The sequence below is a fragment of the Streptomyces sp. NBC_00569 genome (assembly GCF_036345255.1).
Lineage (GTDB): Bacteria > Actinomycetota > Actinomycetes > Streptomycetales > Streptomycetaceae > Streptomyces.
The window spans coordinates 7,465,584-7,492,500 of sequence record NZ_CP107783.1 but is presented as its reverse complement, the minus strand read 5'-3'; the positions used below and the strand labels follow the sequence as shown (position 1 = coordinate 7,492,500).

General features: G+C 70.5%; 28 protein-coding genes (1 of these 28 running past the window's edge). 12 read left to right on the top strand and 16 right to left on the bottom strand.

All coding sequences use genetic code 11. From position 1 onward, the window contains the following. Positions 1 to 536, bottom strand: partial view of a DNA-3-methyladenine glycosylase gene (locus tag OHO83_RS33745; RefSeq protein WP_266668979.1) — the 5' portion only. 106 nt of this gene lie to the left of the window's left edge; 536 of the gene's 642 nt are visible here — the first part of the coding sequence; its start codon is at positions 534 to 536; the stop codon falls past the left edge of the window. Positions 537 to 729: 193 nt separating this feature from the next. Between OHO83_RS33745 and OHO83_RS33740 the strand changes: the two genes are divergently transcribed. The 3 genes from OHO83_RS33740 to OHO83_RS33730 all read left to right on the top strand — a co-directional run bounded on the left by OHO83_RS33740 (position 730) and on the right by OHO83_RS33730 (position 2,799). After that, the gene (locus OHO83_RS33740) at positions 730 to 1,512 is read left to right on the top strand and encodes a sporulation protein (protein ID WP_266668981.1); all 783 of its coding nucleotides are present in this window, start codon (positions 730 to 732) and stop codon (positions 1,510 to 1,512) included. A gap of 95 nt (positions 1,513 to 1,607) precedes the next feature. Further along, complete coding sequence (locus tag OHO83_RS33735; protein ID WP_266668983.1) at positions 1,608 to 2,147, top strand: YbhB/YbcL family Raf kinase inhibitor-like protein; 540 nt, start codon at positions 1,608 to 1,610, stop codon at positions 2,145 to 2,147. Positions 2,148 to 2,292: 145 nt separating this feature from the next. Continuing rightward, a complete protein-coding gene (locus tag OHO83_RS33730; protein ID WP_266668985.1) occupies positions 2,293 to 2,799 on the top strand; it encodes an HNH endonuclease in 507 nt (168 codons plus the stop codon). 72 nt (positions 2,800 to 2,871) lie between these two features. Here the strand turns inward: OHO83_RS33730 and OHO83_RS33725 are convergent, their stop codons facing one another. The 3 genes from OHO83_RS33725 to OHO83_RS33715 form a co-directional block, all read right to left on the bottom strand. After that, positions 2,872 to 3,804, bottom strand: coding sequence for an SPFH domain-containing protein (locus OHO83_RS33725; protein WP_100592537.1), 933 nt, complete (start codon positions 3,802 to 3,804; stop codon positions 2,872 to 2,874). A 140-nt stretch (positions 3,805 to 3,944) separates the two neighbouring features. Further along, positions 3,945 to 4,376, bottom strand: a complete 432-nt coding sequence (locus OHO83_RS33720; protein WP_266668987.1) for an NfeD family protein — start codon at positions 4,374 to 4,376, stop codon at positions 3,945 to 3,947. Between the two features lie 64 nt (positions 4,377 to 4,440). Beyond that, entirely contained in the window at positions 4,441 to 5,238 is a 798-nt protein-coding gene (locus OHO83_RS33715; RefSeq protein ID WP_266668989.1) for an ABC transporter ATP-binding protein, read from the bottom strand. A 124-nt stretch (positions 5,239 to 5,362) separates the two neighbouring features. Here OHO83_RS33715 and OHO83_RS33710 point away from each other — a divergent pair, with 124 nt between their 5' ends. Beyond that, on the top strand, positions 5,363 to 6,151 hold the full coding sequence (locus tag OHO83_RS33710) for a hypothetical protein (RefSeq protein WP_266668991.1): 789 nt from the start codon (positions 5,363 to 5,365) through the stop codon (positions 6,149 to 6,151). Positions 6,152 to 6,269: 118 nt separating this feature from the next. On the opposite strand, the gene OHO83_RS33705 is transcribed toward OHO83_RS33710, so the two are convergent. The 4 genes from OHO83_RS33705 to OHO83_RS33690 form a co-directional block, all read right to left on the bottom strand. After that, positions 6,270 to 6,509: a chaplin gene (locus OHO83_RS33705; protein ID WP_266668993.1), complete on the bottom strand. Its 240-nt coding sequence runs from the start codon at positions 6,507 to 6,509 to the stop codon at positions 6,270 to 6,272. A 198-nt stretch (positions 6,510 to 6,707) separates the two neighbouring features. Next, a complete protein-coding gene (locus OHO83_RS33700) occupies positions 6,708 to 6,950 on the bottom strand; it encodes a chaplin (protein WP_266668995.1) in 243 nt (80 codons plus the stop codon). A 196-nt stretch (positions 6,951 to 7,146) separates the two neighbouring features. After that, entirely contained in the window at positions 7,147 to 7,791 is a 645-nt protein-coding gene (locus tag OHO83_RS33695; RefSeq protein WP_266668997.1) for a response regulator, read from the bottom strand. Continuing rightward, complete coding sequence (locus OHO83_RS33690; protein ID WP_330280185.1) at positions 7,784 to 8,929, bottom strand: GAF domain-containing sensor histidine kinase; 1,146 nt, start codon at positions 8,927 to 8,929, stop codon at positions 7,784 to 7,786. Before OHO83_RS33690 ends, OHO83_RS33695 begins: the two co-directional genes overlap by 8 nt. 202 nt (positions 8,930 to 9,131) lie before the next feature. Between OHO83_RS33690 and OHO83_RS33685 the strand changes: the two genes are divergently transcribed. The 3 genes from OHO83_RS33685 (at position 9,132) to OHO83_RS33675 (ending at position 11,935) form a co-directional block, all read left to right on the top strand. Beyond that, positions 9,132 to 9,833 carry an SDR family NAD(P)-dependent oxidoreductase gene (locus OHO83_RS33685; RefSeq protein ID WP_330280184.1) on the top strand — a complete coding sequence of 234 codons (702 nt, stop codon included), beginning with the start codon at positions 9,132 to 9,134 and terminating at the stop codon, positions 9,831 to 9,833. Continuing rightward, positions 9,830 to 10,912 carry an S-adenosylmethionine:tRNA ribosyltransferase-isomerase gene (locus OHO83_RS33680; protein WP_330280183.1) on the top strand — a complete coding sequence of 361 codons (1,083 nt, stop codon included), beginning with the start codon at positions 9,830 to 9,832 and terminating at the stop codon, positions 10,910 to 10,912. The genes OHO83_RS33685 and OHO83_RS33680 overlap by 4 nt, the downstream gene beginning before the upstream one ends. A 294-nt stretch (positions 10,913 to 11,206) precedes the next feature. Continuing rightward, the gene (locus OHO83_RS33675; RefSeq protein WP_266669005.1) at positions 11,207 to 11,935 is read left to right on the top strand and encodes a transglycosylase SLT domain-containing protein; all 729 of its coding nucleotides are present in this window, start codon (positions 11,207 to 11,209) and stop codon (positions 11,933 to 11,935) included. A gap of 87 nt (positions 11,936 to 12,022) precedes the next feature. Here OHO83_RS33675 and OHO83_RS33670 read toward each other — a convergent pair whose 3' ends face one another. Further along, on the bottom strand, positions 12,023 to 14,560 hold the full coding sequence (locus OHO83_RS33670) for an FHA domain-containing protein (protein ID WP_432748821.1): 2,538 nt from the start codon (positions 14,558 to 14,560) through the stop codon (positions 12,023 to 12,025). Between the two features lie 267 nt (positions 14,561 to 14,827). Between OHO83_RS33670 and OHO83_RS33665 the strand changes: the two genes are divergently transcribed. After that, positions 14,828 to 16,864, top strand: a complete 2,037-nt coding sequence (locus tag OHO83_RS33665) for a streptophobe family protein (RefSeq protein WP_330280182.1) — start codon at positions 14,828 to 14,830, stop codon at positions 16,862 to 16,864. Between the two features lie 113 nt (positions 16,865 to 16,977). Continuing rightward, positions 16,978 to 18,216 (top strand): phosphoserine phosphatase SerB, encoded by a 1,239-nt coding sequence (gene serB, locus OHO83_RS33660; protein WP_266669011.1) that lies wholly within the window; start codon positions 16,978 to 16,980, stop codon positions 18,214 to 18,216. 97 nt (positions 18,217 to 18,313) lie between these two features. Here the strand turns inward: serB and OHO83_RS33655 are convergent, their stop codons facing one another. The 4 genes from OHO83_RS33655 to OHO83_RS33640 form a co-directional block, all read right to left on the bottom strand. After that, on the bottom strand, positions 18,314 to 18,832 hold the full coding sequence (locus OHO83_RS33655) for a SixA phosphatase family protein (protein ID WP_266669013.1): 519 nt from the start codon (positions 18,830 to 18,832) through the stop codon (positions 18,314 to 18,316). Positions 18,833 to 18,917: 85 nt separating this feature from the next. Next, a complete protein-coding gene (locus OHO83_RS33650) occupies positions 18,918 to 19,133 on the bottom strand; it encodes a hypothetical protein (protein WP_266676250.1) in 216 nt (71 codons plus the stop codon). 250 nt (positions 19,134 to 19,383) lie between these two features. Next, complete coding sequence (locus tag OHO83_RS33645) at positions 19,384 to 19,503, bottom strand: SGM_5486 family transporter-associated protein (protein WP_264484672.1); 120 nt, start codon at positions 19,501 to 19,503, stop codon at positions 19,384 to 19,386. A 60-nt stretch (positions 19,504 to 19,563) separates the two neighbouring features. Further along, entirely contained in the window at positions 19,564 to 20,856 is a 1,293-nt protein-coding gene (locus OHO83_RS33640) for a CynX/NimT family MFS transporter (RefSeq protein ID WP_330280181.1), read from the bottom strand. Between the two features lie 127 nt (positions 20,857 to 20,983). On the opposite strand from OHO83_RS33640, the gene OHO83_RS33635 reads away from it, so the two are divergent. Next, complete coding sequence (locus OHO83_RS33635) at positions 20,984 to 21,667, top strand: FadR/GntR family transcriptional regulator (RefSeq protein WP_266669017.1); 684 nt, start codon at positions 20,984 to 20,986, stop codon at positions 21,665 to 21,667. A gap of 22 nt (positions 21,668 to 21,689) precedes the next feature. Here the strand turns inward: OHO83_RS33635 and OHO83_RS33630 are convergent, their stop codons facing one another. The 3 genes from OHO83_RS33630 to fabG all read right to left on the bottom strand — a co-directional run bounded on the left by OHO83_RS33630 (position 21,690) and on the right by fabG (position 23,710). Further along, the gene (locus OHO83_RS33630) at positions 21,690 to 22,067 is read right to left on the bottom strand and encodes a hypothetical protein (protein ID WP_266669019.1); all 378 of its coding nucleotides are present in this window, start codon (positions 22,065 to 22,067) and stop codon (positions 21,690 to 21,692) included. A gap of 153 nt (positions 22,068 to 22,220) precedes the next feature. Next, positions 22,221 to 22,988: an enoyl-ACP reductase FabI gene (fabI, locus tag OHO83_RS33625; protein WP_330280180.1), complete on the bottom strand. Its 768-nt coding sequence runs from the start codon at positions 22,986 to 22,988 to the stop codon at positions 22,221 to 22,223. A 5-nt stretch (positions 22,989 to 22,993) separates the two neighbouring features. Then, positions 22,994 to 23,710, bottom strand: a complete 717-nt coding sequence (gene fabG, locus OHO83_RS33620) for a 3-oxoacyl-[acyl-carrier-protein] reductase (protein WP_116502852.1) — start codon at positions 23,708 to 23,710, stop codon at positions 22,994 to 22,996. Positions 23,711 to 23,954: 244 nt separating this feature from the next. Between fabG and OHO83_RS33615 the strand changes: the two genes are divergently transcribed. Beyond that, complete coding sequence (locus OHO83_RS33615) at positions 23,955 to 25,478, top strand: TldD/PmbA family protein (RefSeq protein ID WP_330280179.1); 1,524 nt, start codon at positions 23,955 to 23,957, stop codon at positions 25,476 to 25,478. 5 nt (positions 25,479 to 25,483) lie between these two features. Then, on the top strand, positions 25,484 to 26,878 hold the full coding sequence (locus OHO83_RS33610; RefSeq protein WP_266669026.1) for a metallopeptidase TldD-related protein: 1,395 nt from the start codon (positions 25,484 to 25,486) through the stop codon (positions 26,876 to 26,878). Positions 26,879 to 26,917: the final 39 nt, after the last annotated feature.

Here is a 26,917-nt window from a genome sequence, read left to right as displayed (position 1 = left end):
GTGCGCGGACCGTTCCGTACCTGGTCGCGTGGTGTGGGGGTGCCGGAGAGGATCGCGAGCGGGGAGTCCGGGGAGGCGCAGACGTCGGTGCCGTTGAGTGCGCGGTCCACGTCCAGAGCCGTGGCCAGGCGCGCCGGGCCTTTGGCCAGTTCCTTGTCGTTGCGGGCCGATAGTCGACGTTTACGCGTGAGGTCGGCGCCCTTCGTGATCTCGCCGGCGCGGAGCAGGACCCCGCTCGCGGTGCCTTCCTGGCCGCACACCAGGTTGAGGCAGTGCCACATGCCGTAGGTGAAGTAGACGTACGCGTGTCCGGGCGGACCGAACATCACGTCGTTGCGTGCGGTGCGGGAGCGGTAGGCGTGGGAGCCGGGGTCGTTCGGGCCGTCGTAGGCCTCCACCTCTGTGAGCCGCAGTTCGATCGGGCCTTCCGGGGTGTTGCGCACGAGGACGCGCCCCAGAAGATCGGGGGCGACCTCCAGTACGGGCCGGTCGAAGAAGTCCCGTGTGAGGGGCGTACGGTCAGGGGCCGCGATCATGGCGGACGAGCGTAGTCCAACGGAGAAGTAACGGAGAAGTGCGGCGAATCGGCGTGGACGGGTGGCCTCGGGCTCCGTTGCTTGCCAGGGTGAGCCGCGCGGAACCGGTCACCGGTCTATCGCGTTGGTAGAGATCAAGGATCGCGACAGGAAGACACGGGCCACGGGTTGTGGCACGGGGAGGAGTGGAGTCATGGGGTTCAAGCGGCTGCTGGCGAGTCTGGGTGCGGGCGGTGCGTCGGTCGAGACGGTGCTGACCGAGATCAACGTGGTGCCGGGTGGCGTCGTCCAGGGTGAGGTGCGGATCCAGGGCGGGTCCGTGGACCAGGACATCGAGGGGCTGTCGGTCGGTCTGCAGGCGCGGGTCGAGGTCGAGGGCGCCGACCAGGAGACCAAGCAGGACATCGAGTTCACGAAGCTGCGCCTCGGCGGGGCGTTCCAGCTGCAGGCGAACGCGGTGCACGCGGTGCCGTTCGGGCTCGAGATCCCGTGGGAGACGCCGGTCACGACGATCGACGGGCAGCAGCTGCGCGGCATGAACATCGGTGTGACGACGGAGCTGGAGATCGCGCGTGCGCTGGACTCCGGTGACCTCGACCCGATCAACGTGCACCCGCTGCCGTCGCAGCAGGCGATCCTGGACGCCTTCATCGGGCTGGGCTTCCGGTTCAAGAGCGCGGACATGGAGCGCGGGCACATCCGGGGGACGCGGCAGAAGCTGCCCTTCTACCAGGAGATCGAGTTCTACCCGCCGCAGCAGTACCGCGGGCTCAACCAGGTCGAGCTGAGCTTCGTGGCGGACGACCGCGAGATGGACGTCGTCCTGGAGATGGACAAGAAGCCGGGGCTCTTCAGCGAGAGCAGTGACACGTTCCGGTCGTTCGTCGTGGGGCACAACGACTTCCAGGGGACGGACTGGTCGGCGTATCTGCACCAGTGGCTGTCCGAGGTCGGCAGCAAGCGCAACTGGTTCTGACCCCGGTGTGCCGGCCGGTGGCGGCGCCGTCCGCTGCCGGCCGGGCGGGGCATAGGCTCGGCACCGAGAGTTTTCGCCGATCAGGAGGTGCCGACGTGACCGACCTCAAGAGGCCGCCGCTTCCCCATGACTTCCATCCGCAGGTGCCGTCGTTCACGGTGGTGAGCGAGGACTTCGAGCCGGGTGCGGTACTCGAGGACGCTCAGGTCTACGCGGCCGGGAACACCTCGCCGCAGCTGCGGTGGGAGGGCTTCCCGGCCGAGACCAAGAGTTTCGCCGTGACGTGCTTCGACCCGGACGCTCCGACGGGCAGTGGTTTTTGGCACTGGACCGTGTTCGACATCCCGGTGTCGGTGACCGAGCTGCCGGCCGGCGCGGGCAGCGGCAAGTTCGAGGGGCTGCCCGCCGGTGCGGTGCAGGTGCGCAACGACTACGGGACGAAGGACTTCGGGGGCGCCGCCCCGCCGCCCGGTGACCCGGCCCACCGTTACGTCTTCACCGTGTACGCGGTGGATCAGGAGAAGCTGGGTCCCGACTCGGACGCCTCGCCGGCTGTCGTCGGGTTCAACCTGCGCTTCCACACGCTTGCGCGCGCGCAGGTCCTCGCTCAGTACGCGGCTTCCGCGGACAGCTAGCGTTCATCGGCTGTTTGCCCGTCCCCGGTCATGGAAGTGATCGGGGGCGGGCATTTTTATTGCGTTGTCCATCTCGGCGCGCCCGGCCAGAGTTGATCCAAGCCCGCCACGGGGGTGGGCCGGGGTCGTACGGGAGGTGGGCGAGATGCGGGACACGCTGGTACTGAACGCCAGCTTCGAGCCGTTGTCGACGGTGACGCTCAACCGAGCCGTCGTACTGGTGCTGCAGGACAAGGCCGTCGTCGAGCAGGCCCACCCCGGACTCCGAGTGCGTGCGGCCGCCGTGGACATACCGGTGCCGCAGGTGATCAGGCTCTGCAGGTACGTACGGGTGCCCTTCCGAAGACGGGCTCCGTGGTCGAGGCGGGGTGTGCTGGTGCGTGACCAGCACCGGTGTGCGTACTGCGGGCGGCGGGCGACGACCGTGGACCACGTGGTGCCGCGGTCGCGCGGTGGTGCGGACTCCTGGCTGAATACGGTCGCCTCGTGTGCGGAGGACAACCACCGCAAGGCGGACCGGACCCCGGAGCAGGCGGGGATGCCGCTGCTGCGGGAACCGTTCGAGCCCACGCCGGCCGATGCGATGCTGCTGACGCTCGGCCAGTCCGAGCGGGACGCGCTGCCGGCCTGGCTGGCGCGTACGGCGGCGTAGCGCGGGACGCGGCGCGCACGGAAGAGCCCGCCTCCGGGGTGCCGGGGCGGGCTTCTTCGTGTGCGGGGCGGGTCAGTCGATGGGGGGCTGCTCGCGGCGCTCGGCGCCCGCGGGGGCCGAACCGCCGCCCATCGGGCCGAAGTTGCCCATGGCGCCGGAGAGCCCCTTGAGGGCGTCGCCGATCTCGCTGGGCACGATCCAGAGCTTGTTGGCGTCGCCCTCGGCGATCTTCGGGAGCATCTGGAGGTACTGGTAGGCGAGGAGCTTCTGGTCGGCGTCACCGGCGTGGATGGACTCGAAGACCGTACGGATGGCCTGGGCCTCGCCCTCTGCGCGCAGGGCGGCGGCCTTGGCCTCACCTTCGGCGCGCAGGATCGCGGACTGCTTCTCGCCCTCGGCGGTGAGGATCTGGGACTGGCGGATACCTTCGGCGGTGAGGATCGCGGCGCGCTTGTCACGGTCGGCGCGCATCTGCTTCTCCATCGAGTCCTGGATGGAGGTGGGCGGCTCGATCGCCTTGAGCTCGACGCGGTTGACGCGGATGCCCCACTTGCCGGTGGCCTCGTCGAGGACGCCGCGCAGGGCCGCGTTGATCTCCTCGCGGGAGGTCAGGGTCCGCTCCAGGTCCATGCCGCCGATGATGTTGCGCAGCGTGGTGACCGTGAGCTGCTCGATGGCCTGGATGTAGCTGGCGACCTCGTAGGTCGCGGCGCGGGCGTCGGTCACCTGGTAGTAGATGACGGTGTCGATGTTCACGACCAGGTTGTCCTGGGTGATCACCGGCTGGGGCGGGAAGGGTACGACCTGTTCACGCAGGTCGATCCGGTTGCGGATCGAGTCGATGAACGGGACGACGATGTTCAGGCCCGCGTTCAGGGTGCGGGTGTAGCGGCCGAAGCGTTCGACGATCGCCGCGCTCGCCTGCGGGATGACTTGAATGGTCTTGATCAGGGCTATGAAGACCAGCACCACCAGAATGATCAGGACGATGATGATCGCTGACATCGCGTCTCCCGTGCCCTTCGTGCCGTCGTCGTTCCGGCGGGTCCCGCCGGAAGATCTTGAGGATCTTGCTGGTCGAGTCTGTCAGAACGGGCCCTGCGGCGTGGGGAGTTCAAGCCACCTCCCCGATCACGTCACCATGATCACACGACGATCGCGGTGGCTCCCTCGATGTCGACGACGTCGACGTGACGGCCCGGCTCGTAGCTCTCGGACTCGTCGAGTGAGCGGGCGGACCAGATCTCTCCGGCCAGCTTGATGCGGCCGCCGCTGCCGTCGACACGTTCGACGACGACGGCCTGTTTGCCCTTGAGGGCCTCGATTCCGGTGGCGAGCACGGGGCGTTGGGCGCTGTGGCGGGCCGCGATGGGCCGTACGACTGCGATGAGCGCGACCGAGACGGCGGCGAAGACGAGGACCTGCATCACCATCCCGCCGCCGAGGCCGGCGGTCACGGCGCCCGCGACGGCGCCGGCGGAGAGCATGCCGAATTCGGGCATCGCGGTGATGACGAGAGGGATTCCGAGCGCGGCCGCCCCGATCAGCCACCACACCCATGCGTCGATGTCTGCCACATGGTCATGGTAGGACCGGGGTTCCCTCCGGCGACAGGGTGCCTTGGGAGCGGCCCGCGCCGGGTCAGCCCAGCGGGAGGCCCTGCGCGCTCCAGCGCTCGCCGCGCTGCTCGACGACGAGCGGGAGGCCGAAGCAGAGGGAGAGGTTGCGGGAGGTCAGCTCCAGCTCCAGGGGGCCCGCGGCGAGGACCTTGCCCTGGCGGATCATGAGGACGTGGGTGAAGCCGGGGGCGATCTCCTCGACATGGTGCGTGACCATGATCATCGAGGGGGCGATCGGGTCGCGGGCGAGGCGGCCGAGACGGCGTACGAGGTCCTCGCGGCCGCCGAGGTCGAGGCCGGCGGCGGGCTCGTCGAGGAGGAGGAGCTCGGGGTCGGTCATGAGGGCGCGGGCGATGAGGGTGCGCTTGCGCTCGCCCTCGGAGAGCGTGCCGAACTTGCGGTCCACGTACTCGGTCATGCCGAGGCGGTCGAGGAAGGCGCGGGCGCGCTGCTCGTCGATGTCCTCGTAGTCCTCGTGCCAGCCGGCGGTCATGCCGTACGCGGCGGTGAGGACCGTCTGCAGGACGGTCTGGCGCTTGGGGAGCTTCTCGGCGAGCGCGATGCCGGCGACGCCGATGCGCGGGCGCAGGTCGAAGACGTCGGTGCCGGGCTTGCCGAGGGTCTCGCCGAGGATCGTGGCGGCGCCCTGGCTGGGGAAGAGGTAGCTGGAGGCGACGTTCAGGAGGGTCGTCTTGCCGGCGCCGTTCGGGCCGAGGATGACCCAGCGCTCACCTTCCTTGACCGACCAGGAGACCTGGTCCACCAGAGCCCGGCCCTCGCGGACCACGGATACGTCCACCAGCTCCAGTACATCGCTCATGAGCGCGTTGTCTCCCATTGCAGTCTCGGCAGTCGCGTGCGTCTTGTGGACGCATCCCCCAAGGGAAAACCTACGCCACCGGTCGACCGCTCCAATCCATCGGCCGGTCTTTAGGGTGGAGCCCATGCTTTCGGAACCACGCTCAGGTCGGCTGGCCGCATGGGGAAATGCCCTTTTGGCCGGGTTTGTCGCTCCCGATGACGCCGCGCTCGCCATAGTCGGCGAGGACGCGGTGCACCGGGTGGAGGGGCTGCCCGGCGAGTCGGCGCCGGTGGGGCTGACGCTCGCCCTGGGGCGGCTGCGCACGCTGGGGGCGACCGGGCTGCGGGTGGCGCTGCCCGCGCCGGGCCACCCCCTCGGCCTGAGCGGTCCTCCCGAGTTCAACGCGCGCGCCCTCGACGCGGAGGAGGCCGTCGTATGCGAGGGGGCCGCGCTCGGGCTCGTGCCCGAGGTGTACGAGGCCGGGCCCGCCGGCGACGTCCATGTGGACGTCCTGTGGCACTGCCTACCCGTGCGGGAGGCGCCCCCTGCTGACGTGCCTTCCCTCAGTGAGGCCGAGCGGGAGCTGGCGGAGGCGCTGCGGGACGCGACGACCGTGCTTTCGCGGCTCGACGTCGCCGGGTCGGGCCCTGTGGCCGAGGCGGCGGTGGACGCGTACCGGGCGCGGGCCGAGCGGGGGCGTGAGGTTCTCGCGCCGGGTTATCCGCCGCGCGCGGTAAGGGTGTTGGAGCTGGCGCAACGCGTCGGGCTGCTGATCTCGGTGGCGTACGAGAGCGGACACGGCGGGGCCGTGAGCGCCTCGGAGATGGCGGCGCGGTCGGAGGCGCTGCGTCCGGTGGAGCGGACGGCCCGGCGGGCGCAGGTCGCGGCGTACAACGCTTTCGTGGAGGAGCGGGAGCGCGGGGGCCGGTGAGGCCGCGACGTAGGGCGTTGAGGCGCGGGGCGCCGGCGCTCTCAGGCGCTCGGGAGTGACGTAACACGGGGGAAGGGCCCCGCGGATCTGTGTCCGCGGGGCCCTTCCTGGGGGTGTGTCAGCTGTTCGTGGAGGCGTTGCCGAACGTCGGGTTCAGCAGGCCGATCACGTTGACACTGTTGCCCGTGGCGTTGACCGGAACGTGGACCGGGACCTCCACCAGGTTGCCCGAGCCCACACCCGGGGAGTTGGCTGCCAGGCCCTCGGCGCCCGAGTCCGCGAAAGCGGCTCCGGCGGAAGCGCCCGCGGCGAGACCGGCGACGGCGACGGCCAGGGCGGCCTTCTTGGCGATGTTCATGAGAAGTATTCCTCCAGCTATGGCGATTCGACCCCAGCCACGGGGGTGCACGCTGTGCAACGGGTGGGCGAGGCTGATGACACGGGCGGGAGCGGCGATGCGCCCGTTCGGATCAACTGCTCCGCGGCCGGGCCGGAAACGGGACCGGCCCCCGGGGGTACCGGGGGCCGGTGGTCACTGGTGGACCTGAAAGCTACGTCAGTGGTTGACGCCGAGGTTGCCGAAGGCCGGGTTGAGCAGACCGATGACGTTCACGGTGTTGCCGACGACGTTGACCGGGACGTGGATCGGAGCCTGGATCACGTTGCCCGAGACGACGCCGGGCGAGTGCACGGCCTGGCCGTCCGCGTGCGCGTCGGTGGCGGAGGCCATACCGGCGCCGGCAGCCACGAGCCCACCGGCGACCATCGATACGGCCGCGACCCTCTTCAGCTTCTTCACTTCTTGACCCTCCTAGGCGATCACTGCGACGAACCGCCGCAGCACGCACTGGAGAACGCCGGAGCCTCGCGCAGGATGTGCCATCCGAGGGACATACACACGACAGTATGAATCTCAGCCCGGAACGGAACCATCCGATGCCGTCCCCTCGCCCGGCCCGGCGAAGCCTCGTGCCGTGCCGCAGCCGCGGCGTCGTTCAGCCGGCCGCCCCATGGCGTACGGCCCACAGAGCGGCCTGGGTACGGTCCGCCAGATCGAGCTTCATGAGGATGTTGGACACATGAGTCTTGACCGTCTTCTCGGAGAGGACGAGGGCGCGGGCGATCTCCCGGTTCGACCGGCCGTCCGCGATCAGGCCGAGCACCTCTCGCTCCCGCTCGGTCAGAGAATTGCCTCTCCCCTGTCCTCCGCCGGTCTCCTCCTGCGAGAGCAGGGCGCCCGCCACCTCCGGCTGGAGCAGGACATGGCCCGCGTGCACCGAGCGGATGGCGCCGGCCAGGGCGTCCGGGTCGACGTCCTTGTAGACGTATCCGGCGGCGCCCGCGCGCAGGGCGGGGACCACGGTGCGCTGTTCGGTGAAGCTCGTGACGATGAGCACGCGCGCGGGGTTGGACAGCTCGCGCAGCTTGCGCAGGGCCTCGACGCCGTCCATGACGGGCATCTTGACGTCCATCAGGACGACGTCCGGCTTCAGCTCCTCGGTACGGGCGACACCCTCGGCGCCGTCCGACGCCTCCCCCACGACCTCGATGTCGTCCTGGACCTCGAGGAACGTGCGCAGCCCTCGGCGGACGACCTGGTGGTCGTCGACCAGCAGCACCCGGATCCTGTTGTCAGCCACCGGGGACCTCCATCTCGATCGTGGTGCCCTTGCCGGGCTCCGATTCCACCGTCAGACGGCCGCCGACGCCACTGGACCGGTCACGCATCGAGACCAGGCCGAGGTGGCGTCCCGCATGCCGGACGGCCTTGGGTTCGAAGCCGCCGCCGTCGTCGCTGACGCGCAGGACGGCTCCGGGGCCTCTTTTGTCGAGCGTCACGCTGACGTGCTCGGCGCCCGAGTGGCGCAGCGCGTTGTGCAGCGCCTCCTGGGCGACGCGGAGCATGGCCTCCTCCTGGGAGGCGGGCAGGGCGCGGATGCCGCCGCAGTCGAACGTGACGCGGGCCGAGTGGGCGCGGTCGAGTACCTGGATCTGCGTGCGCAGCGTGGCGATCAGACCGTCCTCGTCGAGTGCGGCGGGGCGCAACTCGACCACGGCGGCGCGCAGTTCGTCGGTGGCTTCGGCGGCCAGCTCCGCCACGTGCTGCAACTCGCCCTTGGCGCGGGACGGGTCGCGGTCGACGAGGGCCGCGGCGGCCTGGGCGGTCAGGCGCAGGGAGAAGAGCTTCTGGCTCACGGCGTCGTGCAGTTCGTGGGCGAGGCGCGAGCGCTCCTCGGCGATGGTGAGCTCGCGGCTGCGTTCGTACAGGCGGGCGTTCGTCAGGGCGATGGCCGCGTGCTGGGCGAGGATCGTCAGCAGCTCCTCGTCCTCCCTCGTGAAGCCGCAACCTCCTTGCGGCTTGGGGCACTTCTTGTTGGCGAGGAAGAGAGCGCCGATGACCTCGTCCCCGTCACGGATGGGCAGGCCGAGGAAGTCGGACATCTCGGGGTGCGCGGACGGCCAGCCCTCGAAGCGCGGGTCCTTGCGCACGTCGCCCAGGCGCTCGGTCTTCGCCTCGCGCAACATCGCGGCGAGGATGCCGTGCTGGCGCGGGAGCGGGCCGATGGCCTTCCACTGCGCGTCGCTGACGCCGTCGACGACGAACTGGGCGAAGCCTCCGTGGTCGTCCGGCACTCCGAGGGCCGCGTACTCGGCGTCGAGCAGCTCGCGGGCCGACGCGACGATCGTCTTGAGGACGTCGCGCACCTCGAGGTGTCTGCTCATGGCCAGCAGCGCGGAGCTCACCGCGGAGAGGCCTGATCGTGGGCCGTGACTCATGACCTCAACTTACCGGCGGGGTGTGACAGCGCGTATCGGGCCTGCGGGGACCGCCTTCTGGTCCGGTGGACGTAGGGCGAAGGGCCCCGGTCAGGTGCGGCCCGCGGACGAGGCGCCCGGGACGGGTCGGTTCCTACGTTGGAGGCAGATCGAAGCACGTACGGCACAAGGGCGGCCCGACGGGCCCGAGGGGACGGATGTCATGCCGGTGGCGATCATCACGGGGGCTTCGAAGGGGCTCGGTCGCGCGCTCGCCGTGGCTCTCGCGCGGCGCGGCTGGGATCTGGTGCTCGACGCCAGGTCCGGGGCGATGCTGCGGGAGGCCGCGGACGAGGCGGGGAAGTACGGGACGCGGGTGGAGGCGCTGTCCGGGGATGTCACGGACGCGGCGCACCGCGCGGAGCTGGTGGCGGCGGCGCGCAGTCTCGGGGGTCTCGATCTGCTGGTGAACAACGCGAGCGCGCTGGGGGCCGAGCCGCTGGTCCGCCTCGACGCGCTGCCGGTGGAGGGGCTGCGGCGGGCGCTGGAGGTCAATGTCGTGGCGGCGCTCGGGCTGGTGCAGGAGGCGCTGCCGCTGCTTCGGGAGACGGCCGGGGGCGCGGTCGTCTCGGTGAGCTCGGACGCGTCGGCGGAGGCGTACGAGACCTGGGGCGGCTACGGGGCCTCCAAGGCCGCGCTCGACCAGCTGTCCGCGGTCCTCGCGGTGGAGGAGCCGGGGCTGCGGGTGTGGGCGGTGGATCCGGGTGACATGCGCACGGATCTCTACCGGGCGGCGGCGCCGCTCGACGACGACTCGGACCGGCCGCTGCCGGAAACCGTGGTGCCGGCGTTCCTGCGGCTGCTCGACGAGCGGCCGGACAGCGGGCGGTATGCCGCTCCCTCTCTTCTTCTGGAGGCACGGTGACGATCGCGGTGCGCGTACCGGAGGAGTTGTCGGCCCGGGTGCCGGCGGAGCAGCGTGGGCCCGGTCTGGACAGGGACGCGGTGCGGCTGCTCGTCTCGCGCGGCACGGAGGTCACGCACCGGGACTTCGCACAGCTGCCGGGAGAACTGCGGGCCGGGGATCTGCTCGTGGTCAATACGTCGCCGACGCTGGCCGCCGCGGTCGACGGGCAGATCGGGCACGCGCGCGTGGTGGTGCATTTCTCCACGCGTGGCGATGACGGGCGATGGGCCGTCGAGTTGCGAAACCCGGACGGGCGTGGCACCACGCGCCCGCGTGCGGGCGGTCCGAAGGGGACGGCGGCAGTGCTCCCCGGGGATGTGCGCCTCGTATGGGAGGAGCCGCAGGCGGGCGGTGGGGCGCGATTGTGGTGGGTGCGGGTCACGGGGGACGTGCCCGCGCTGCTGCGGCGGCACGGCAGGCCCATCCGCTACTCCTATACGGAGCGCGATCAGCCGCTCTCCGTCTATCAGACGGTGTTCGCGCTGCCGTACGCGGACGGCGCGGGGAGTGCGGAGATGCCGAGTGCGGCACGTCCGTTCACCGCGCGGCTGGTGGCGGAGCTGGTCAGCAGGGGTGTGCAGTTCGCGCCCGTCACGCTGCACACAGGGGTGGCGTCGGCGGAGTCGCACGAGCCGCCGTATCCGGAGCGGTTCGAGGTGCCGGAGGCGTCGGCACGGCTGATCAACGCGGCGAGGGCCGGGGGCGGCCGGGTGGTGGCGGTCGGTACGACGGCCGTACGGGCCGTGGAGTCGGCCGCCGGGCGGGACGGGGTGGTGCGGGCGGTCGCGGGCTGGACGGACCTCGTGGTGACGCCCGAGCGGGGTGTGCGGGTGGTGGACGGCCTGCTCACCGGGCTGCACGAGCCTGAGGCGTCGCATCTGTTGATGCTGGAGGCCATCGCAGGAGTCGAGGCAATTACCAGTACATATACGGAAGCATTGGGACATTTTTACCTGTGGCATGAGTTCGGGGACGTCCACCTCATACTTCCCGATAAATCTGGTCACACAGCGCGTTGCAGTGGCAACGCTTGGTGAGGTCGTTACGTGCCCGATGTGAGCCCGCGCATAGGGCGCACATCACGTACGAAGGCGGCTAGGAATTAGCTGGGGGCAGCGTTACCGGGGCAGGAGGGGGGAAATCGACCTCGCCGGGGGGCCTGATCCACTACCCGGCTTCGTACGTCACACCTTTGCCACGCAATTTTGCGGCCGCTAACAATGGCTCTCGTTGCTCGACAGCGTGGGCCTCTACCCGCGGCGTTCATGACCGAAACATGAACGGTCCTGCTTGGACCGGTGAGCGACTTCCCCGATTCGAAGAGGTCCTCCATGTCCAAGCTCAGCTTCTCCGGTCATAGTCCCCTGACGAAGACCCACAAGTACTCGATCGCCGGTATCGCCACCCTTGGCGCCGCTGCCCTCGCGTTCACGCTGGTGCCGGGCAACTCGAACGCGGAGGCCGAGACGATGTCGGCGGCTCCGGTCGCCTTCCAGGTGGCCGGCAAGCCCCAGATCAAGGACGTACACGCCAGCGTCACCAACCAGCAGGCCACCGTCGACCAGCAGGTCAAGAACGCGGCCGCCAAGCTGAAGGCCACGCAGGTCGCCGCCACGAAGAAGGCCGCCGACGCGGCCGCGGCGAAGGCGAAGGTCGACACGGCCGCAAAGGCCAAGGCCGAGAAGGACCGCCAGGTCAGGGAGGCCGCCAGCCGCGCCGCCGCCCGCAAGCCGATCTACGCGAACAACCTGGACGGCTGGATCCGCCAGTCCCTGGACATCATGAAGTCCAAGGGCATTCCGGGCTCCTACGAGGGCCTGCACCGCAACATCCTCCGTGAGTCGTCCGGCAACCCGCAGGCGATCAACAACTGGGACATCAACGCGATCAACGGCATCCCGTCGAAGGGTCTGCTGCAGGTCATCCCGCCGACCTTCGCCGCGTACCACGTCCCCGGTACCTCGTGGAACATCTACGACCCGGTCGCCAACATCACCGCCGCCGCGAACTACGCCGCGGACAAGTACGGCTCGATGGACAACGTGAACAGCGCTTACTGAGACTCTCCCTGGACCTCAGGGTCTTCGTGAACGCCGAAGGGCGGCACCCCGTGCGGGGTGCCGCCCTTCATCCGTGCGCGGGTCACGCTACTTGCGCATGACCTCGGGCTCGTGGCGGCGCAGCAGGCGCGCGACCGCGAAGCCGCAGAGGACCCCGAGGGCGATCAGGATCGCGAGGTTGATGCCCCACTGGCTCACCGAGTGCTCCCACAGCGGGTCCAGGTCGTTCGGGTGCGCCTGGTCCCACGGCGGCATGAGGTGCGCGAGGTCGAGCGTCGAACCGGCACCGGCGATGGCCCAGCGCGACGGCATCAGCCAGGCGAACTGCTCCAGGCCCGGCGAGCCGTACACCTGGAAGAGGATGCCGGTGAAGACGACCTGGACGATCGCGAACATGACCAGGAGCGGCATCGTCTTCTCGGCGGTCTTCACCAGCGAGGAGATGACCAGGCCGAACATCATCGACGTGAAGCCGAGCGCGATGATCACGATGCACAGCTCGACGGCCGGCGGCATCATCAGACCCTCGGCCGGCAGGTCGCGCGGGACGAAGCCGATGGCGCAGATGATCACGCCCTGGATGGCCGTGACGACGCCGAGCACGATCACCTTGGACATCAGGTACGCCGAGCGGGACAGGCCGGTGGCCCGCTCCCGTTCGTAGATCACGCGTTCCTTGATCAGCTCACGCACGGAGTTGGCCGCGCCCGAGAAGCACATGCCGACCGCGAGGATCAGCATGATCGTGCCGGCGTCGCCGTTGAACCGGGACGGCGGCTTCGGCGGGCCCAGGCCGAAGTCGGCCGGGATCACCGTGCTGACGACACCGAGGACCGCGGGCAGGATCACCATCAGGCCCAGGAAGCCCTTGTCGGACGCGATCACCGACGTGTAGCGGCGGATCAGGGTCCACAGCTGCGAGCCCCAGCCCTGCGGCTTGGGCGGCTTCATCGCCTGCGGTGGCGGCATGTGTACGGACTGTGCGGCGACGGCGTCGATGTCCGCGGCGTACATCTGGTAGTGCTGCGAGCCCTTCCAGCGGCCCGCCCAGTCGTAGTCGCGGTAGTTCTCGAAGGCGGAGAAGACGTCGGCCCAGGTGCCGTAGCCGAAGAAGTTCAGGGCCTCCTCGGGCGGACCGAAGTACGCCACCGAACCGCCGGGCGCCATCACCAGGAGCTTGTCGCAGATCGCCAGCTCGGCGACCGAGTGCGTGACGACGAGGACCGTGCGGCCGTCGTCGGCGAGGCCGCGCAGGAGCTGCATGACGTCGCGGTCCATGCCCGGGTCGAGGCCGGAGGTCGGCTCGTCCAGGAAGATCAGCGACGGCTTGGTGAGCAGCTCCAGGGCGACGGAGACACGCTTGCGCTGGCCACCGGAGAGGGAGGTGACCTTCTTCTCCTTGTGGATGTCCAGCTTGAGCTCGCGCAGCACCTCGTCGATGCGCTGCTCGCGCTCCTGCTCACTGGTGTCCGAGGGGAAGCGCAGCTTGGCCGCGTACTTGAGAGCCTTCTTGACGGTCAGTTCCTTGTGCAGGATGTCGTCCTGCGGAACCAGACCGATGCGCTGACGCAGCTCGGCGAACTGCTTGTACAGGTTCCGGTTGTCGTAGAGCACGTCGCCCTTGTTGGCGGGCCGGTAGCCGGTGAGCGCCTTGAGCAAGGTGGACTTGCCGGAACCCGAGGGGCCGATGACCGCGATGAGCGACTTCTCCGGGACGCCGAAGGAGACGTCCTTGAGGATGTCCTTGCCGCCGTCGACCGTCACCGTCAGATGGCGGGCGGAGAAGGAGACCTCACCGGTGTCGACGAACTCTTCGAGACGGTCGCCGACGAGGCGGAACGTCGAGTGGCCGACGCCGACGATGTCGTTCGGGCCGAGCAGCGCGGAGCCGCCCTTGGCGATCGGCATACCGTTGACGTACGTGCCATTGTGCGAGCCGAGGTCACGGATCTCGTAGCGGCCGTCGGGCGTCGCGTGGAACTCGGCGTGCAGGCGCGAGACTTGGAGGTCGGAGACCACCAGCTCGTTCTCGAGGGCACGGCCGATCCGCATCACGCGGCCGAGGGCCAGCTGGTGGAACGTGGTGGGGCTGCGGTCGCCGTACACCGGCGGGGCCCCCGCGGCACCGCCGGGCCCCTGCTGGGGCGGGATGTTCTGCGCCTGCTGCGGCTGCTGCCAGCCCTGCTGGGCGGGAACCTGCTGCTGCGGCGGGGCTTTGTGCACCCAGCCGGGGTCGCCACCCTGCGGCGCCACGTGCGGCTGCTGGGCCGGCGCCTGCTGCGGATGGGCCTGCTGCTGGGCCTGCTGGGCCGCGGGCACGGCCGCGCCGGAGGCGCTGCCCGAGAGGCTCACCCTCGGACCGTCCGTCGCGTTGCCGAGGTGCAGCGTCGAGCCCGGGCCGATCTCCATCTGATGGATCCGCCGGCCCTGCACGAACGTGCCGTTGGTGGAGCCGTGATCCTCGATGACCCAACTGCGGCCGCCCCAGCTGATGGTGGCGTGACGCCAGGACACCCTGGCATCGTCGATCGCGACGTCCCCCTGCGGATCACGTCCGAGGGTGTATGGCCTGGACGGGTCGAGCGTCCAGGTCCTTCCATTCAATTCCAGTACGAGTTCCGGCACTCCATGCCCCACTGAGTTGTCCCCCGAGCTAGCCCCCATCTTGGGGAGTCTAGGGATGTCGAACATCGTGGGGAACTATTTCAGGCGGAGCCCCCTGACCGAAAGTCGGGCCTTGAGGCGGGCCTTGTGAAGACCGTCCACGCGCCTGTACGCCCGCCCCGTTGACGAGGCAGAAACAGCCCCGGAGAGTGGTAAGCACCCACAAGTGCCTACGGATCATGCGCAAATGGGACATCCGATACATGGCCGTACGGATCGGGGGCCCTGATGGAGACCGTTGTCCGGGGGAGCGGGCGCGAGGGCGTGCGCTGGAGCGACGTATTGCTCTGCGCGGTCGCCTCCGTGAGCTGGGCGTTCATCGGGATGGCGACGGTCGCCGCGGCCGGCCTTCATCTGCTCGGAGCGGATTCCGCGGGTTCGCTCGGCCCGATGACGGCCGCGGTGGTGGCCCTTGGGGTGGGTGGGAAAGTCACGCCGTCGGGAGACGTCTCAGCCTTCGGACTGGACGGCGCGCAGGCCCACACGGCCATCGATATCGCGCCGCTCGGCGTGGGCCTCACGGGCGCTCTGCTGCTCAGCTGGTTCTTCCTGCGTTCCCTACGTGGGGCGGGAGTTGAGGTCACGCCGGCCGAACTCGCGGCACGCGCGGGGAGCGTGGTCACACTGTTTCTGGCGATGCTCGCAGGGCTTGCCCGGGCGGGTCACGACCTCATCACGATTGACGGCGGGAAGCTCGGGCTCGACCGGATACCGGACGGGGATCTGCCGGGCGGCATCAAGGACAAGCTGCCGGGCGGCCTCGACCTCGGAGGACTCCTGCCGGACCACATCGGCCGCCTCGCGGACGCGAAGGCGACCGTCGGGTTCACCGTCGAGACCGGATCCTCTCTGCTGGGCGGCGCCGCGTGGGTGATCGGCGTCCTGCTGATCGCACTGCTCGCCTCGCGCAGGACGCCGCTCCCGCGCGCCCTCGACGCGCTGCACCGGGTGGTCCGTCCCGCCGCTTCGTCACTGGTCACGGTGTTGTCGGTAGCGGTTGCCGCGGGGCTCGCGGCAGCGGCGTACGCGATGATCGGCGACGACCATCCGCGGCGGATCGCGGGCGCCGCGCTGCTCGGGGCACCCAACGGGGTGTGGCTCGGCATCCCCCTCGGCCTCTTCGTCCCGTGGGACGGCAAGGCGACGGGCACTCTCGCGCAGACCCTTCCCCACCCGGTCGACGAGTTGCTGCGGATGCACACGAACGAGCCGGTGACGCTGGGCCGTCTCGCCGAACTGGACGACAGAATATGGCTGTTGGCCTTCGCGACCCTTCTGATGACGGTGCTCGCGGGCGTACTGACCGCCGTGCGGACACCTGCGGTGACCGGCGGGCCCGGGTCGCGGCCGATGGGCGCCGCCGGCTTCGCCGGGAGGTGCGCGCTGCGGCTCGGGGTCGTCATGGCGCTCGGCCTCCCGCTGCTCGTGCGGCTGACGGACGTGTCGGCGGACGCCTCGCTGTCCGTACTCGGCTTCGACGCGTTCGGGGCCGGCATCGAGCTGCACGGACATCTCGGCATGGCGCTGCTGCTCGGGGCCGCCTGGGGAGCGGGGGCGGGAGCGGTGGGAGCGCTGCTGGCTCACGGGGCGGGGGCGGCGGGCCGGCGGGCGGCGCCAGCTGCGCTGAGCGGGGGCGGAGTGGAACCGGAGGAGCGGTGGGCACGGGGCGAACCGCGCGAACGGGGGGACGGTGTGGTCCGGCCCGTCGGGCTCGTCCCGTCCCAGGAGGCGGGGCCGTATCGGCCGAGCACGCCGTACCGGGCGTCGCCGGACGCGACGAACCCGTATCTGAAGCCGCCGGGCGAACTGGCCGACGAACGGGCGGGCGATCGGACGAGCGATCGGTCGGGGAACAGGTCGAGCGATCGGCCGCAGGATCGGTCGGAGAACAGGCCGAGCGATCGGCCGCAAGATCAGTCGGAGAACAGGCCGAACGATCGGCCGCAAGATCAGTCGGAGAACAGGCCGAGCGATCGGCCGCAGGATCGGTCGGAGAACAGGCCGAGCGATCGGTCGGGCAATCGGCAGGATGATCTGCCGGACGATCTGTACGGGGCGCCGACGATGGTGGGGCCGGTCAGGCCACCGGTGCCGCCGCGTCCGCGAGGGCGGCCCGGGTCGGGTTCCGGGTCCGGGTCCGGCAAGGGATGGCCCGTGCCGCCACCGCCTCCTCCCCCACCGCCACTGCCGCGCCCGCCGTCACGGTCACCGTCGGCGCCGGACGAGGAGGGGCCGCAGCCACCCCGGAGGGGCCCGCGCGGCTGAGCCGAGTACGGGCGGTGGACGGCGAACCGGCCGGTCGGAGCGGGCGCCCCACATGTCCGCCACACGGACCACCACCGCGCGCCGCGACGTGGGCCGGATAACGTGGGACCACCATGAGTGCTTCGCAGCCCCGCCACCCCGCTGATGTCCCGGTCGCAGTTCCGGACGACGTCCCGACGCTCCTCGTCAAGATATTCGGCAAGGACCGACCCGGTATCACCGCCGGGCTCTTCGACACCCTCGCCGCCTACTCCCTCGATGTCGTCGACATCGAGCAGGTCGTCACCCGCGGCCGCATCGTCCTGTGCGCCCTGGTGACGGAGCCGCCCCCCGGTCTCGAGGGCGACCTGCGGGCCACCGTCCACAGCTGGGCGGAGTCCATGCGGATGCAGGCCGAGATCATCTCGGGCATCGGCGACAACCGTCCGCGCGGTCTCGGCCGCTCGCTCGTCACCGTGCTCGGCCACCCGCTGACCGCGGAGACGACGGCCGCCATCGCCGCCAGGATCACCGGCACCGGCGGCAACATCGACCGTATCTTCCGGCTCGCGAAGTACCCCGTGACCGCGGTCGAGTTCGCCGTCTCCGGCACCGAGACCGAGCCCCTGCGCACCGCACTCGCGACGGAGTCGGCGGCGCTCGGCGTCGATGTCGCCGTCGTCGCGGCCGGACTGCACCGGCGCGCCCAGCGCCTCGTCGTGATGGACGTCGACTCGACACTCATCCAGGACGAGGTCATCGAGCTCTTCGCGGCGCACGCCGGCTGCGAGGACAAGGTCGCCGAGGTCACCGCGGCGGCGATGCGGGGCGAGCTGGACTTCGAGCAGTCGCTGCACGCGCGGGTCGCGCTGCTCGAGGGGCTCGACGCGTCAGTCGTCGACAAGGTCCGCGCCGAGGTGCGGCTCACGCCCGGCGCGCGGACCCTGATCCGCACCCTGAAGCGGCTCGGCTATCAAGTGGGCGTCGTCTCGGGCGGATTCACCCAGGTCACGGACGATCTGCAGGACCGGCTCGGGCTCGACTTCGCCCAGGCCAACACCCTGGAGATCGTCGACGGAAAGCTGACCGGCCGGGTCACCGGCGAGATCGTGGACCGCGCGGGCAAGGCGCGTCTGCTGCGCCGGTTCGCCGCGGAGGCCGGGGTGCCGCTCGCGCAGACCGTGGCGATCGGCGACGGAGCCAACGATCTGGACATGCTGAACGCGGCGGGCCTCGGTGTCGCCTTCAACGCGAAGCCCGTGGTCCGCGAGGCCGCGCACACCGCGGTGAACGTGCCGTTCCTCGACACCGTGCTCTACCTCCTCGGCATCACCCGCGAAGAGGTCGAGGCCGCGGACGCCCACGACGACTGACTCCGGTCGACGCGGACGATCACTGATGCGGCGGGCCCCGGTACCCATGCGTATCGGGGCCCGTCGGCGTGTCAGGGTCCGGCCGTCGGTCGACGGGTCACTCGGACGGTGCCCAGTAGTCGACGAGGGTGGCGGTGCCCGGCTCGAGTGACTTCCAGGGGCCGGTGAAGGACAGGACCGCGAAGGCGGAGGTCGGGAAGCCGCGCCGGGCCATCCGCTCCCCCGCGTCGCCCTCGGCCTGCCCGGAGAGGACGTCGGCGAGCCCCTGGATCCCGGGGTTGTGGCCGATCAGCACCGCGCTCCGCACGTCGTCCGGGGTCTCGTTCAGTACGGCGATGAGCTCACCGGGCGAGGCCTCGTAGACCCGCTCCTCGTACACCGTCCTGGGCCGGTGGGGCAGCTCGTGGACGGCGAGCTTCCATGTCTCGCGGGTCCTCGCGGAGGTCGAGCAGAGGGCCAGGTCGAGGTCGATACCGGAGTCGGCGAGCTTGCGGCCGGCGACGGGCGCGTCCTTTCGGCCCCTCTCGGCGAGCGGCCTCTCGTGGTCGGAGACCTGGGGCCAGTCCGCCTTCGCATGCCGGAAAAGGACAATCCTGCGGGGTTCTGCGACGCTCATGGGTCCCAGCTTCGCACGAAACCGGCCACGGGGCGCAGGGAGTTGGCGCGCTCGACCGGCACGGGTGACGCGCCGTGCGGGCCGCTCACGGGGCCGTGTGCAGCACCGCCTGCTGAATGCGGTCGAGGAGCTGGCCGACTGCCGGGTCACCGGTCGCTGCGTGCGCGTCGGCCGGGTTGAGTATCAGGAGCAGGAGTACGGCGAAGGTGATCGCGGGCAGGGCGATCGCCCACCACGGGAGCCTGACGTCGATGCCGCCCGCTGGGGCCGGGTGGGGCCTGGTGTGCGTAGGGGCCGACATGACGCCTCCGGGGTCATCGAGATGCTCGCTGCCGTGGTCCGCGGTGTTCGCGGTCACATCTCGAATTTACGGAAGGCCGGGCCCTCAACCCATCCGGTGATCCACCCAGTTGACCCTGACACTGGCCCCCTAGGGGTTGGTGGTGCCAGCACCACCAACCCCGGCCACGAACGGGCCGGGGACCGCTGTCACAGTGCCGCGATGGCGCCTATGAGGTCGATGGCGTCGATGGCGTCGATGGCGTCGATGGTCACGGTGAGGCGATCGAGGCGATGACCGCGATGATCACGGTGATGGCCAGCATCGAGCCGAGCACGATGAGGAGCTTCTTCTGGCCGTTCTGGGGGTTCGGGTCGAGCACAGGCGACATGCGGTCAGTCTCGCACCCTTTGCCCCGGCTCCTGGAGCCGGGGTGGGCACCGTGCGGAGGTCAGACCGCGCCGGCCGGAGCGGCCTCGTCCTCGACCGTACGGTTGCGTCCCGCGATGACGCCCACCACGATCTGCGGCACCATGAGGGCCGCCATGAGCGCGATGGGGACGCCCCAGCCGCCGCTGTGCTGGTAGAGCACGCCGACGAGCAGCGGTCCCGGGATGGAGATCAGATAGCCGGTGCTCTGGGCGAACGCGGAGAGCTTGGCGACGCCCGCGCCGGTCCGCGCCCGCATGCCGACCATCGTCAGGGCGAGCGGGAAGGCGCAGTTGGAGATGCCGAGGAGGACGGCCCACGCCCAGGCCCCACCGGCCGGGGCGAGGTAGAGGCCCGCGTAACCGGCGAGTCCGCACACGCCGAGGGCGATGACGATGGGTCCCTGGCTGGGCAGGCGGGTGGCGAGGCGCGGGATGACGAAGGCGAGCGGTACGCCCATCGCCATGGTGACGGCGAGCAGCACACCCGCGGTGCCCGCGGAGACTCCGGCGTCACGGAAGATCTGCGCCATCCAGCCCATGGTGATGTAGGCGGCGGTGGCCTGGAGGCCGAAGAAGACGGCGAGCGCCCAGGCGGTGCGGCTGCGGGTGATGCGCAGGCCGTCGTCCTGCCTCGGGGTATCGGCGGTACCGGCGGTGGTGCCGCTCTCGGCTCCCTGTTCGCGTACGAGCGGGACCCACGGGACGACGGCGGCCACGGCGAGAGCGGCCCAGACGGCGAGTCCGGTCTTCCAGCTGCCGCCGAGCGCGTCCGTCATGGGCACGGTCACGGCCGCCGCGAGGGAGGTGCCGAGCGCGAGGGCCATCGAGTAGAGGCCGGTCATGGAGCCCACGCGGTCGGGGAACCAGCGTTTGACGATCACCGGCATGAGGACGTTGCTGACCGCGATGCCCATGAGGGCGAGGCCGCTGGCGACGAGGAAGCCCACGGTGCTGCCGGTGAACGGGCGGATCACCAGACCGGCGGCGATCGCGGCCATTCCGGCGCACACCACGGCGCCGGGGCCGAAGCGGCGGGCGAGCCGGGGCGCCATCACCCCGAAGATCGCGAAACAGAGCGGGGGTACGGAGGTGAGGAGGCCTGCGACGCTGCCGCTCATGCCGAGCCCGTCGCGCACCTCTTCGAGGAGGGCACCGAGGCTGGTGATGGCGGGGCGCAGGTTCAGGGCCGCAAGGACGATGCCCACGATCATCAGGCGCACGGCCCACGCGCGCGTGGGGGCTGTTTTCGCTTCGGGTGCGCTCTCGGTCCGTATCGGGGTCTGTGTCATCGTCGGGGTTTCCTCACTGGCCATGACCCCATCTTAGAATCATGGGATGATTGGGTGTCCAATCGGATTGCGTCACACTTGGCGCGGTCACCCCGCCCGCGCCCGTTTCTGCCCGCCCCGGTTCGCCCCGGACATCGCACCAAGGACCGTCATGCCGCTGACCTCCCCCAGGCGCTCGGCTCTCTCCGAACAGGTCATCGCCGAGCTGCGCGCCCAGATCTCGTCGGGCGAGTGGCCGGTGGGCTCCCGCATCCCGACCGAGCCCGAACTGGTCGAGCAGCTCGGCGTCGCGCGCAACACGGTGCGCGAGGCCGTGCGCGCACTCGCCCACAACGGCCTGCTCGACATCCGGCAGGGGTCGGGCACCTACGTCGTCGCGACCAGCGAGCTGGCGGGCGTGATGCAGCGCAGGTTCGCCGACGCCGACCCCCGGCACATCGCCGAGCTGCGCTCGACGCTGGAGTCCAGCGCCGCGAGCCTCGCCGCGCAGCGTCGTACCGAACGCGACCTCAAGCAGCTCGACGCGCTGATGGTGCGCCGCGAGGACGCCTGGGCGTCGGGCGACGCGGAGGCGTTCGTGACCGCCGACGCGACCTTCCACCTGGCGGTCGTGGCCGCGTCGCACAACGACGTCATGACGGCCATGTACGCGGACCTCGGTGAGGTCCTGCGGGACGTCCTGCGCGTGGATGTGGGCGAGGAGCTGACGCCCGAGAACCACATGGACCACAGGGGTCTGCTCGAGGCGATCCGGATCGGTGACGCGGAGGCGGCCGCCGCCGAGGCGGCGCGCTATCCGTTCCTGTGCCTGCCGATCCCGTCCGCCACTCAGTAGCCGAAAAGCCCGGGCGCGGCGCTCAGCCGTCGACCTTGGCGTGGCTGATCCAGGCCGAGCTGACCTCTTTCCAGCACCGGCCGGTGAGCCGCACGGTCTCGGCGGCCTCGGCCGGAACCTGCCCGCCGTCGCTGTCTATGTCCCACCAGCGGTCGCACTCGACGTGGAGGCTGACCGCGTCGGTCGCCGGATACGGGTTGTGGCAGTACGCCGTCACGTCCGAACCGGAGACGGTCACCCGGCAGTCCGCCCCGAAGGGCTCGGTCCCGCGGTCGTCCCCGCCGTCCGCCACGCGCGCGTGGGGCGCGGTCCGGGCGGGCCGGGAAGCGGCGTCGTACGGCACCGCGAAGAGGAGTACGAAAGCTGCGAGTACCTGGGCACTGCGCTGGAAAAGGCGCACAAAGGGACCTCCTCGGCCGTACGGGAGAGGGGGAACGAACGCCTTCTCAGCCTGCGTGCCCACCCCATGCACCCGCCCGGCCGGTGGGCCGAACGGGTGACGCCCCGCCCCCCGCGCAGTGCGGGGAACGGGGCGTCGGCCACGTACGGGTGATCAGGCGCCGATCGCGTGCAGACCGCCGTCGACGTGGATGATCTCGCCGGTGGTCTTCGGGAACCAGTCGCTCAGCAGGGCGACGATGCCCTTGCCCGCCGGCTCCGGGTCCTTGAGGTCCCACTCCAGCGGAGCGCGGTCGTCCCAGACGGCGGCCAGCTCGCCGAAGCCCGGGATGGACTTGGCGGCCATGGAGCCGATCGGGCCGGCCGAGATGAGGTTCGAGCGGACGTTCTGCTTGCCGAGGTCACGCGCGAGGTACCGGTTGGTGGCCTCGAGGGCGGCCTTGGCCGGGCCCATCCAGTCGTACTGCGGCCAGGCGTACTGGGCGTCGAAGGTGAGGCCGACGACCGAGCCGCCGTTCTGCATCAGCGGCAGGCAGGCCATGGTCAGCGACTTCAGGGAGAAGGCGGAGACGTGCATGGCCGTGGCGACCGACTCGAACGGGGTGTTGAGGAAGTTGCCGCCGAGGGCGTCCTGCGGCGCGAAGCCGATGGAGTGCACGACGCCGTCGAGGCCGCCGAGCTCCTCGCCGACGATCTCGGCGAGGCGGCCGAGGTGCTCGTCGTTGGTGACGTCGAGCTCGATGACCTTGGTGGGCTTGGGGAGCTTCTTGGCAATGCGCTCGGTCAGCGTGGGCCGCGGGAACGCGGTGAGGATGATCTCCGCACCCTGCTCCTGGGCCAGCTTCGCGGCGTGGAAGGCGATGGAGGACTCCATCAGCACACCGGTGATCAGGACGCGCTTGCCCTCGAGAATTCCGCTCATGGTGATCAGTGACCCATGCCCAATCCGCCGTCGACGGGAATGACGGCTCCAGTGATGTACGAGGCGTCGTCCGAGGCGAGGAACCGCACCGTCGCGGCGATCTCCTCGGGCTGCGCGTAGCGGCCGAGGGGCACCTGCTTCACGATGCCCTCGCGCTGCTCGTCGGTGAGCGCCTTGGTCATGTCGGTGTCGACGAAACCGGGCGCGACGACGTTGAAAGTGAGGTTGCGCGACCCGAGCTCACGGGCCAGGGAGCGCGCGAAACCGACCAGACCCGCCTTCGACGCGGCGTAGTTCGCCTGTCCCGCGGAGCCGAGCAGGCCGACCACGGAGGAGATGAGTACGACGCGGCCCTTCTTGGCGCGCAGCATGCCGCGGTTGGCACGCTTCACGACCCGGAAGGTGCCGGTGAGGTTGGTGTCGAGGACCGACGTGAAGTCGTCCTCGGACATGCGCATGAGGAGCTGGTCCTTGGTGACGCCGGCGTTGGCCACGAGGACCTCGACGGGACCGTGCTTCTCCTCGATCTCCTTGTAGGCCTGCTCCACCTGCTCGCTGTCGGTGATGTCGCACTTGACGGCGAGGAAGCCGGCCTTCTCCAGCTCGGCGGCGTCGCCCGAGCGGTACGTGATCGCGACCTTGTCGCCGGCGTCGGCGAACGCACGGGCGATGGCGAGGCCGATGCCCCGGTTTCCTCCGGTGACGAGAACCGAGCGGCTCAACGGATCACCCTTTCGATAGCGGTCTGGTACCTCGAAAACCTATCGGTACCGCCCTGGATACGGAGAATCGACCACCGACAGTGGCGCCGGACAGTCGCTGTCGGGTCCCTACAGAAAAGTGTGGCCGCGGGGCCCGCCGACGCGACATGATCGGGGCTGACCGGTGCCCGTACCCGGGAGCGGCCGGTGCCCGAGGCTCCTGACAGCTCTGGCGACAGCGCCTCCGACAGCAGGGAGAACATCCGTGCCCCATTCGATCGATGAAGCCTTCACGGCGCTGCCGCTGCGGGCCCTCGCCGATGCCGCGCTGGCCCGCGCGCGGGCTCTCGGCGCCGACCACGCGGACTTCCGCATGGAGCGGGTGCGCAGCGCGGAGCGGCGGCTGCGGGACGCGCGGCCCGCGGGCTCGTCGGACACCACGGACCTCGGGTACGCGGTGCGCGTCGTACACGGCGGCACATGGGGCTTCGCGTCGGGCGTGGATCTGACGATGGACGCGGCCGCGAAGGTGGCGTCGCAGGCCGTCGCGATGGCGAAGCTGTCGGCACAGGTGATCAAGGCCGCGGGTTCGGACGAGAGAGTGGAGCTGGCCGCCGAGCCGGTGCACGAGGACCGGACGTGGGTGTCCTCGTACGAGATCGATCCGTTCGCCGTGCCGGACGAGGAGAAGGCCGGGCTGCTCGCCGACTGGAGTGCTCGGCTGCTCGGTGCGAACGGCGTCGACCATGTGGACGCCTCGCTGCTCACCGTGCACGAGAACAAGTTCTACGCCGATACGGCGGGGACGGTGACGACGCAGCAGCGGGTGCGGCTGCATCCGCAGCTGACGGCGGTCGCCGTGGACGGTTCGAGCGGCGAGTTCGATTCCATGCGGACGCTTGCGCCACCGGTGGGCCGGGGCTGGGAGTACCTCACCGGGACCGGCTGGGACTGGGACCGCGAGCTGGCCGAGATCCCGGAGCTGCTCGCCGAGAAGATGCGGGCGCCCAGCGTCGAGGCGGGCCTGTACGACCTGGTGGTCGACCCGTCCAACCTGTGGCTGACCATCCACGAGTCCATCGGCCACGCGACCGAGCTGGACCGGGCGCTCGGCTACGAGGCGGCGTACGCGGGCACGTCCTTCGCCACGTTCGACCAGCTCGGCAAGCTCAGGTACGGCTCCGAGATCATGAACGTGACGGGTGACCGCACCGCCGAGCACGGCCTCGCGACCATCGGGTACGACGACGAGGGCGTGGCGGGGCAGTCCTGGGACCTGGTCAGGGACGGGACGCTCGTCGGCTATCAGCTGGACCGCCGCATCGCGAAGCTGACGGGCTTCGACCGGTCGAACGGCTGCGCGTACGCGGACTCCCCCGGCCATGTGCCCGTCCAGCGGATGGCGAACGTGTCGCTCCAGCCGGACCCGGGCGGCCTGTCGACCGAGGACCTGATCGGGGGCGTCGACCGCGGCATCTACGTCGTGGGCGACCGTTCCTGGTCGATCGACATGCAGCGCTACAACTTCCAGTTCACGGGGCAGCGGTTCTACCGCATCGAGAACGGCCGGCTCGCCGGGCAGCTGCGCGACGTCGCCTACCAGGCCACGACCACCGACTTCTGGGGTTCGATGGCGGCGGTCGGCGGCCCGCAGACGTACGTACTGGGCGGCGCGTTCAACTGCGGAAAGGCCCAGCCGGGGCAGGTCGCTGCGGTGTCGCACGGCTGCCCGTCCGCCCTCTTCAAGGGCGTGAACATTCTGAACACCACGCAGGAGGCCGGACGGTGAGCCCTATGAGTCCTCGTACGAACAAGCCGCACGAGATCGTCGAGCGTGCCCTCGAACTGTCCACGGCCGACGGCTGCGTGGTCATCGCCGACGAGCAGTCCACCGCCAATCTGCGCTGGGCGGGCAACGCGCTCACGACGAACGGAGTCACGCGCGGGCGCACCCTCACGGTCATCGCCACCGTCGACGGCAAGGAGGGCACGGCCTCCGGGGTCGTCTCCCGCTCGGCCGTGACCACGGACGACCTCGAACCGCTGGTGCGGGCCGCCGAGGCCGCCGCCCGGGGCGCGGCGCCCGCCGAGGACGCCGGGCCGCTGGTCTCCGGAATGCCGCACTCCCCCGACTTCACGGACGCGCCCGCCGAGACCTCGTCGGCCGTCTTCGCGGACTTCGCCCCGGCCCTGGGCGAGTCGTTCGCCCGCGCCCGCGCGGGAGGGCGTGAGCTGTACGGCTTCGCCAACCACGAGCTCGTCTCCAGCTATCTCGGTACGTCGACGGGCCTGCGCCTGCGCCACGACCAGCCGAACGGGACGCTGGAGGTGAACGCGAAGTCCCCGGACCGGACGCGCTCGGCCTGGGCGGGGCGCTCGACGCGCGACTTCAAGGACGTCGACCCGGGCGCGCTCGACGCCGAGCTGGCGCAGCGCCTCGACTGGGCGCGCCGCCGCATCGAGCTGCCCGCGGGCCGTTACGAGACGCTGCTGCCGCCGACCGCGGTCGCCGACCTGCTGATCTACCAGCTGTGGTCGTCCGCGGCCCGGGACGCCGCCGAGGGCCGGACCGTCTTCAGCAGGCCGGGCGGCGGCACGCGCGTCGGCGAGCGGCTGACCGAGCTCCCGCTGTCACTGCGCAGCGACCCGAACGAGCCGGGCCTGGAGTCGGCGCCGTTCGTCCTCGCGCACGCCTCGGGCGACAGCGCCTCCGTGTTCGACAACGGGCTGCCGCTGACGGCGACAGACTGGGTGCGCGAGGGCGAGCTGGCCCATCTGACGACGACCCGGCACAGCGCGGGCCTCACCGGTCTCCCGGTGGCGCCGGCGATCGACAACCTGATCCTGGACGGGGGCGAGGACCGTTCCCTGGACGAGATGGTCGCGGCCACCGGGCGCGGGCTGCTCCTGACCTGCCTCTGGTACATCCGTGAGGTCGATCCGGCGACGCTGCTGCTGACCGGTCTGACCCGGGACGGGGTGTACCTCGTGGAGGACGGCGAGGTGGTGGGCGAGGTGAACAACTTCCGGTTCAACGAGTCGCCCGTCGACCTGCTGGGGCGCGCGGTGGAGGCCGGACGGACGGAAAAGACGCTGCCCAGGGAGTGGAGCGACTGGTTCACTAGGGCTGCGATGCCGGCCCTTCGGGTGCCGGACTTCAACATGAGCTCGGTCAGCCAGGGCGTATGACCCCGTAACCTGGTCGGGCAGCATCCAAGTCATCCGAGG

Excerpts from the sequence above, each read along its gene's own strand:
- OHO83_RS33740 (WP_266668981.1), top strand. The coding sequence starts at position 730 with ATGGGGTTCAAGCGGCTGCTGGCGAGTCTGGGTGCGGGCGGTGCGTCG.
- OHO83_RS33730 (WP_266668985.1), top strand. The coding sequence starts at position 2,293 with ATGCGGGACACGCTGGTACTGAACGCCAGCTTCGAGCCGTTGTCGACG.
- OHO83_RS33725 (WP_100592537.1), bottom strand. The coding sequence starts at position 3,804 with ATGTCAGCGATCATCATCGTCCTGATCATTCTGGTGGTGCTGGTCTTC.
- OHO83_RS33715 (WP_266668989.1), bottom strand. The coding sequence starts at position 5,238 with ATGAGCGATGTACTGGAGCTGGTGGACGTATCCGTGGTCCGCGAGGGC.
- OHO83_RS33710 (WP_266668991.1), top strand. The coding sequence starts at position 5,363 with ATGCTTTCGGAACCACGCTCAGGTCGGCTGGCCGCATGGGGAAATGCC.
- OHO83_RS33705 (WP_266668993.1), bottom strand. The coding sequence starts at position 6,509 with ATGAACATCGCCAAGAAGGCCGCCCTGGCCGTCGCCGTCGCCGGTCTC.
- OHO83_RS33690 (WP_330280185.1), bottom strand. The coding sequence starts at position 8,929 with ATGAGTCACGGCCCACGATCAGGCCTCTCCGCGGTGAGCTCCGCGCTG.
- OHO83_RS33685 (WP_330280184.1), top strand. The coding sequence starts at position 9,132 with ATGCCGGTGGCGATCATCACGGGGGCTTCGAAGGGGCTCGGTCGCGCG.
- OHO83_RS33675 (WP_266669005.1), top strand. The coding sequence starts at position 11,207 with ATGTCCAAGCTCAGCTTCTCCGGTCATAGTCCCCTGACGAAGACCCAC.
- OHO83_RS33665 (WP_330280182.1), top strand. The coding sequence starts at position 14,828 with ATGGAGACCGTTGTCCGGGGGAGCGGGCGCGAGGGCGTGCGCTGGAGC.
- serB (WP_266669011.1), top strand. The coding sequence starts at position 16,978 with ATGAGTGCTTCGCAGCCCCGCCACCCCGCTGATGTCCCGGTCGCAGTT.
- OHO83_RS33655 (WP_266669013.1), bottom strand. The coding sequence starts at position 18,832 with ATGAGCGTCGCAGAACCCCGCAGGATTGTCCTTTTCCGGCATGCGAAG.
- OHO83_RS33650 (WP_266676250.1), bottom strand. The coding sequence starts at position 19,133 with ATGTCGGCCCCTACGCACACCAGGCCCCACCCGGCCCCAGCGGGCGGC.
- OHO83_RS33645 (WP_264484672.1), bottom strand. The coding sequence starts at position 19,503 with ATGTCGCCTGTGCTCGACCCGAACCCCCAGAACGGCCAGAAGAAGCTC.
- OHO83_RS33640 (WP_330280181.1), bottom strand. The coding sequence starts at position 20,856 with ATGGCCAGTGAGGAAACCCCGACGATGACACAGACCCCGATACGGACC.
- OHO83_RS33635 (WP_266669017.1), top strand. The coding sequence starts at position 20,984 with ATGCCGCTGACCTCCCCCAGGCGCTCGGCTCTCTCCGAACAGGTCATC.
- fabI (WP_330280180.1), bottom strand. The coding sequence starts at position 22,988 with ATGAGCGGAATTCTCGAGGGCAAGCGCGTCCTGATCACCGGTGTGCTG.
- OHO83_RS33610 (WP_266669026.1), top strand. The coding sequence starts at position 25,484 with ATGAGTCCTCGTACGAACAAGCCGCACGAGATCGTCGAGCGTGCCCTC.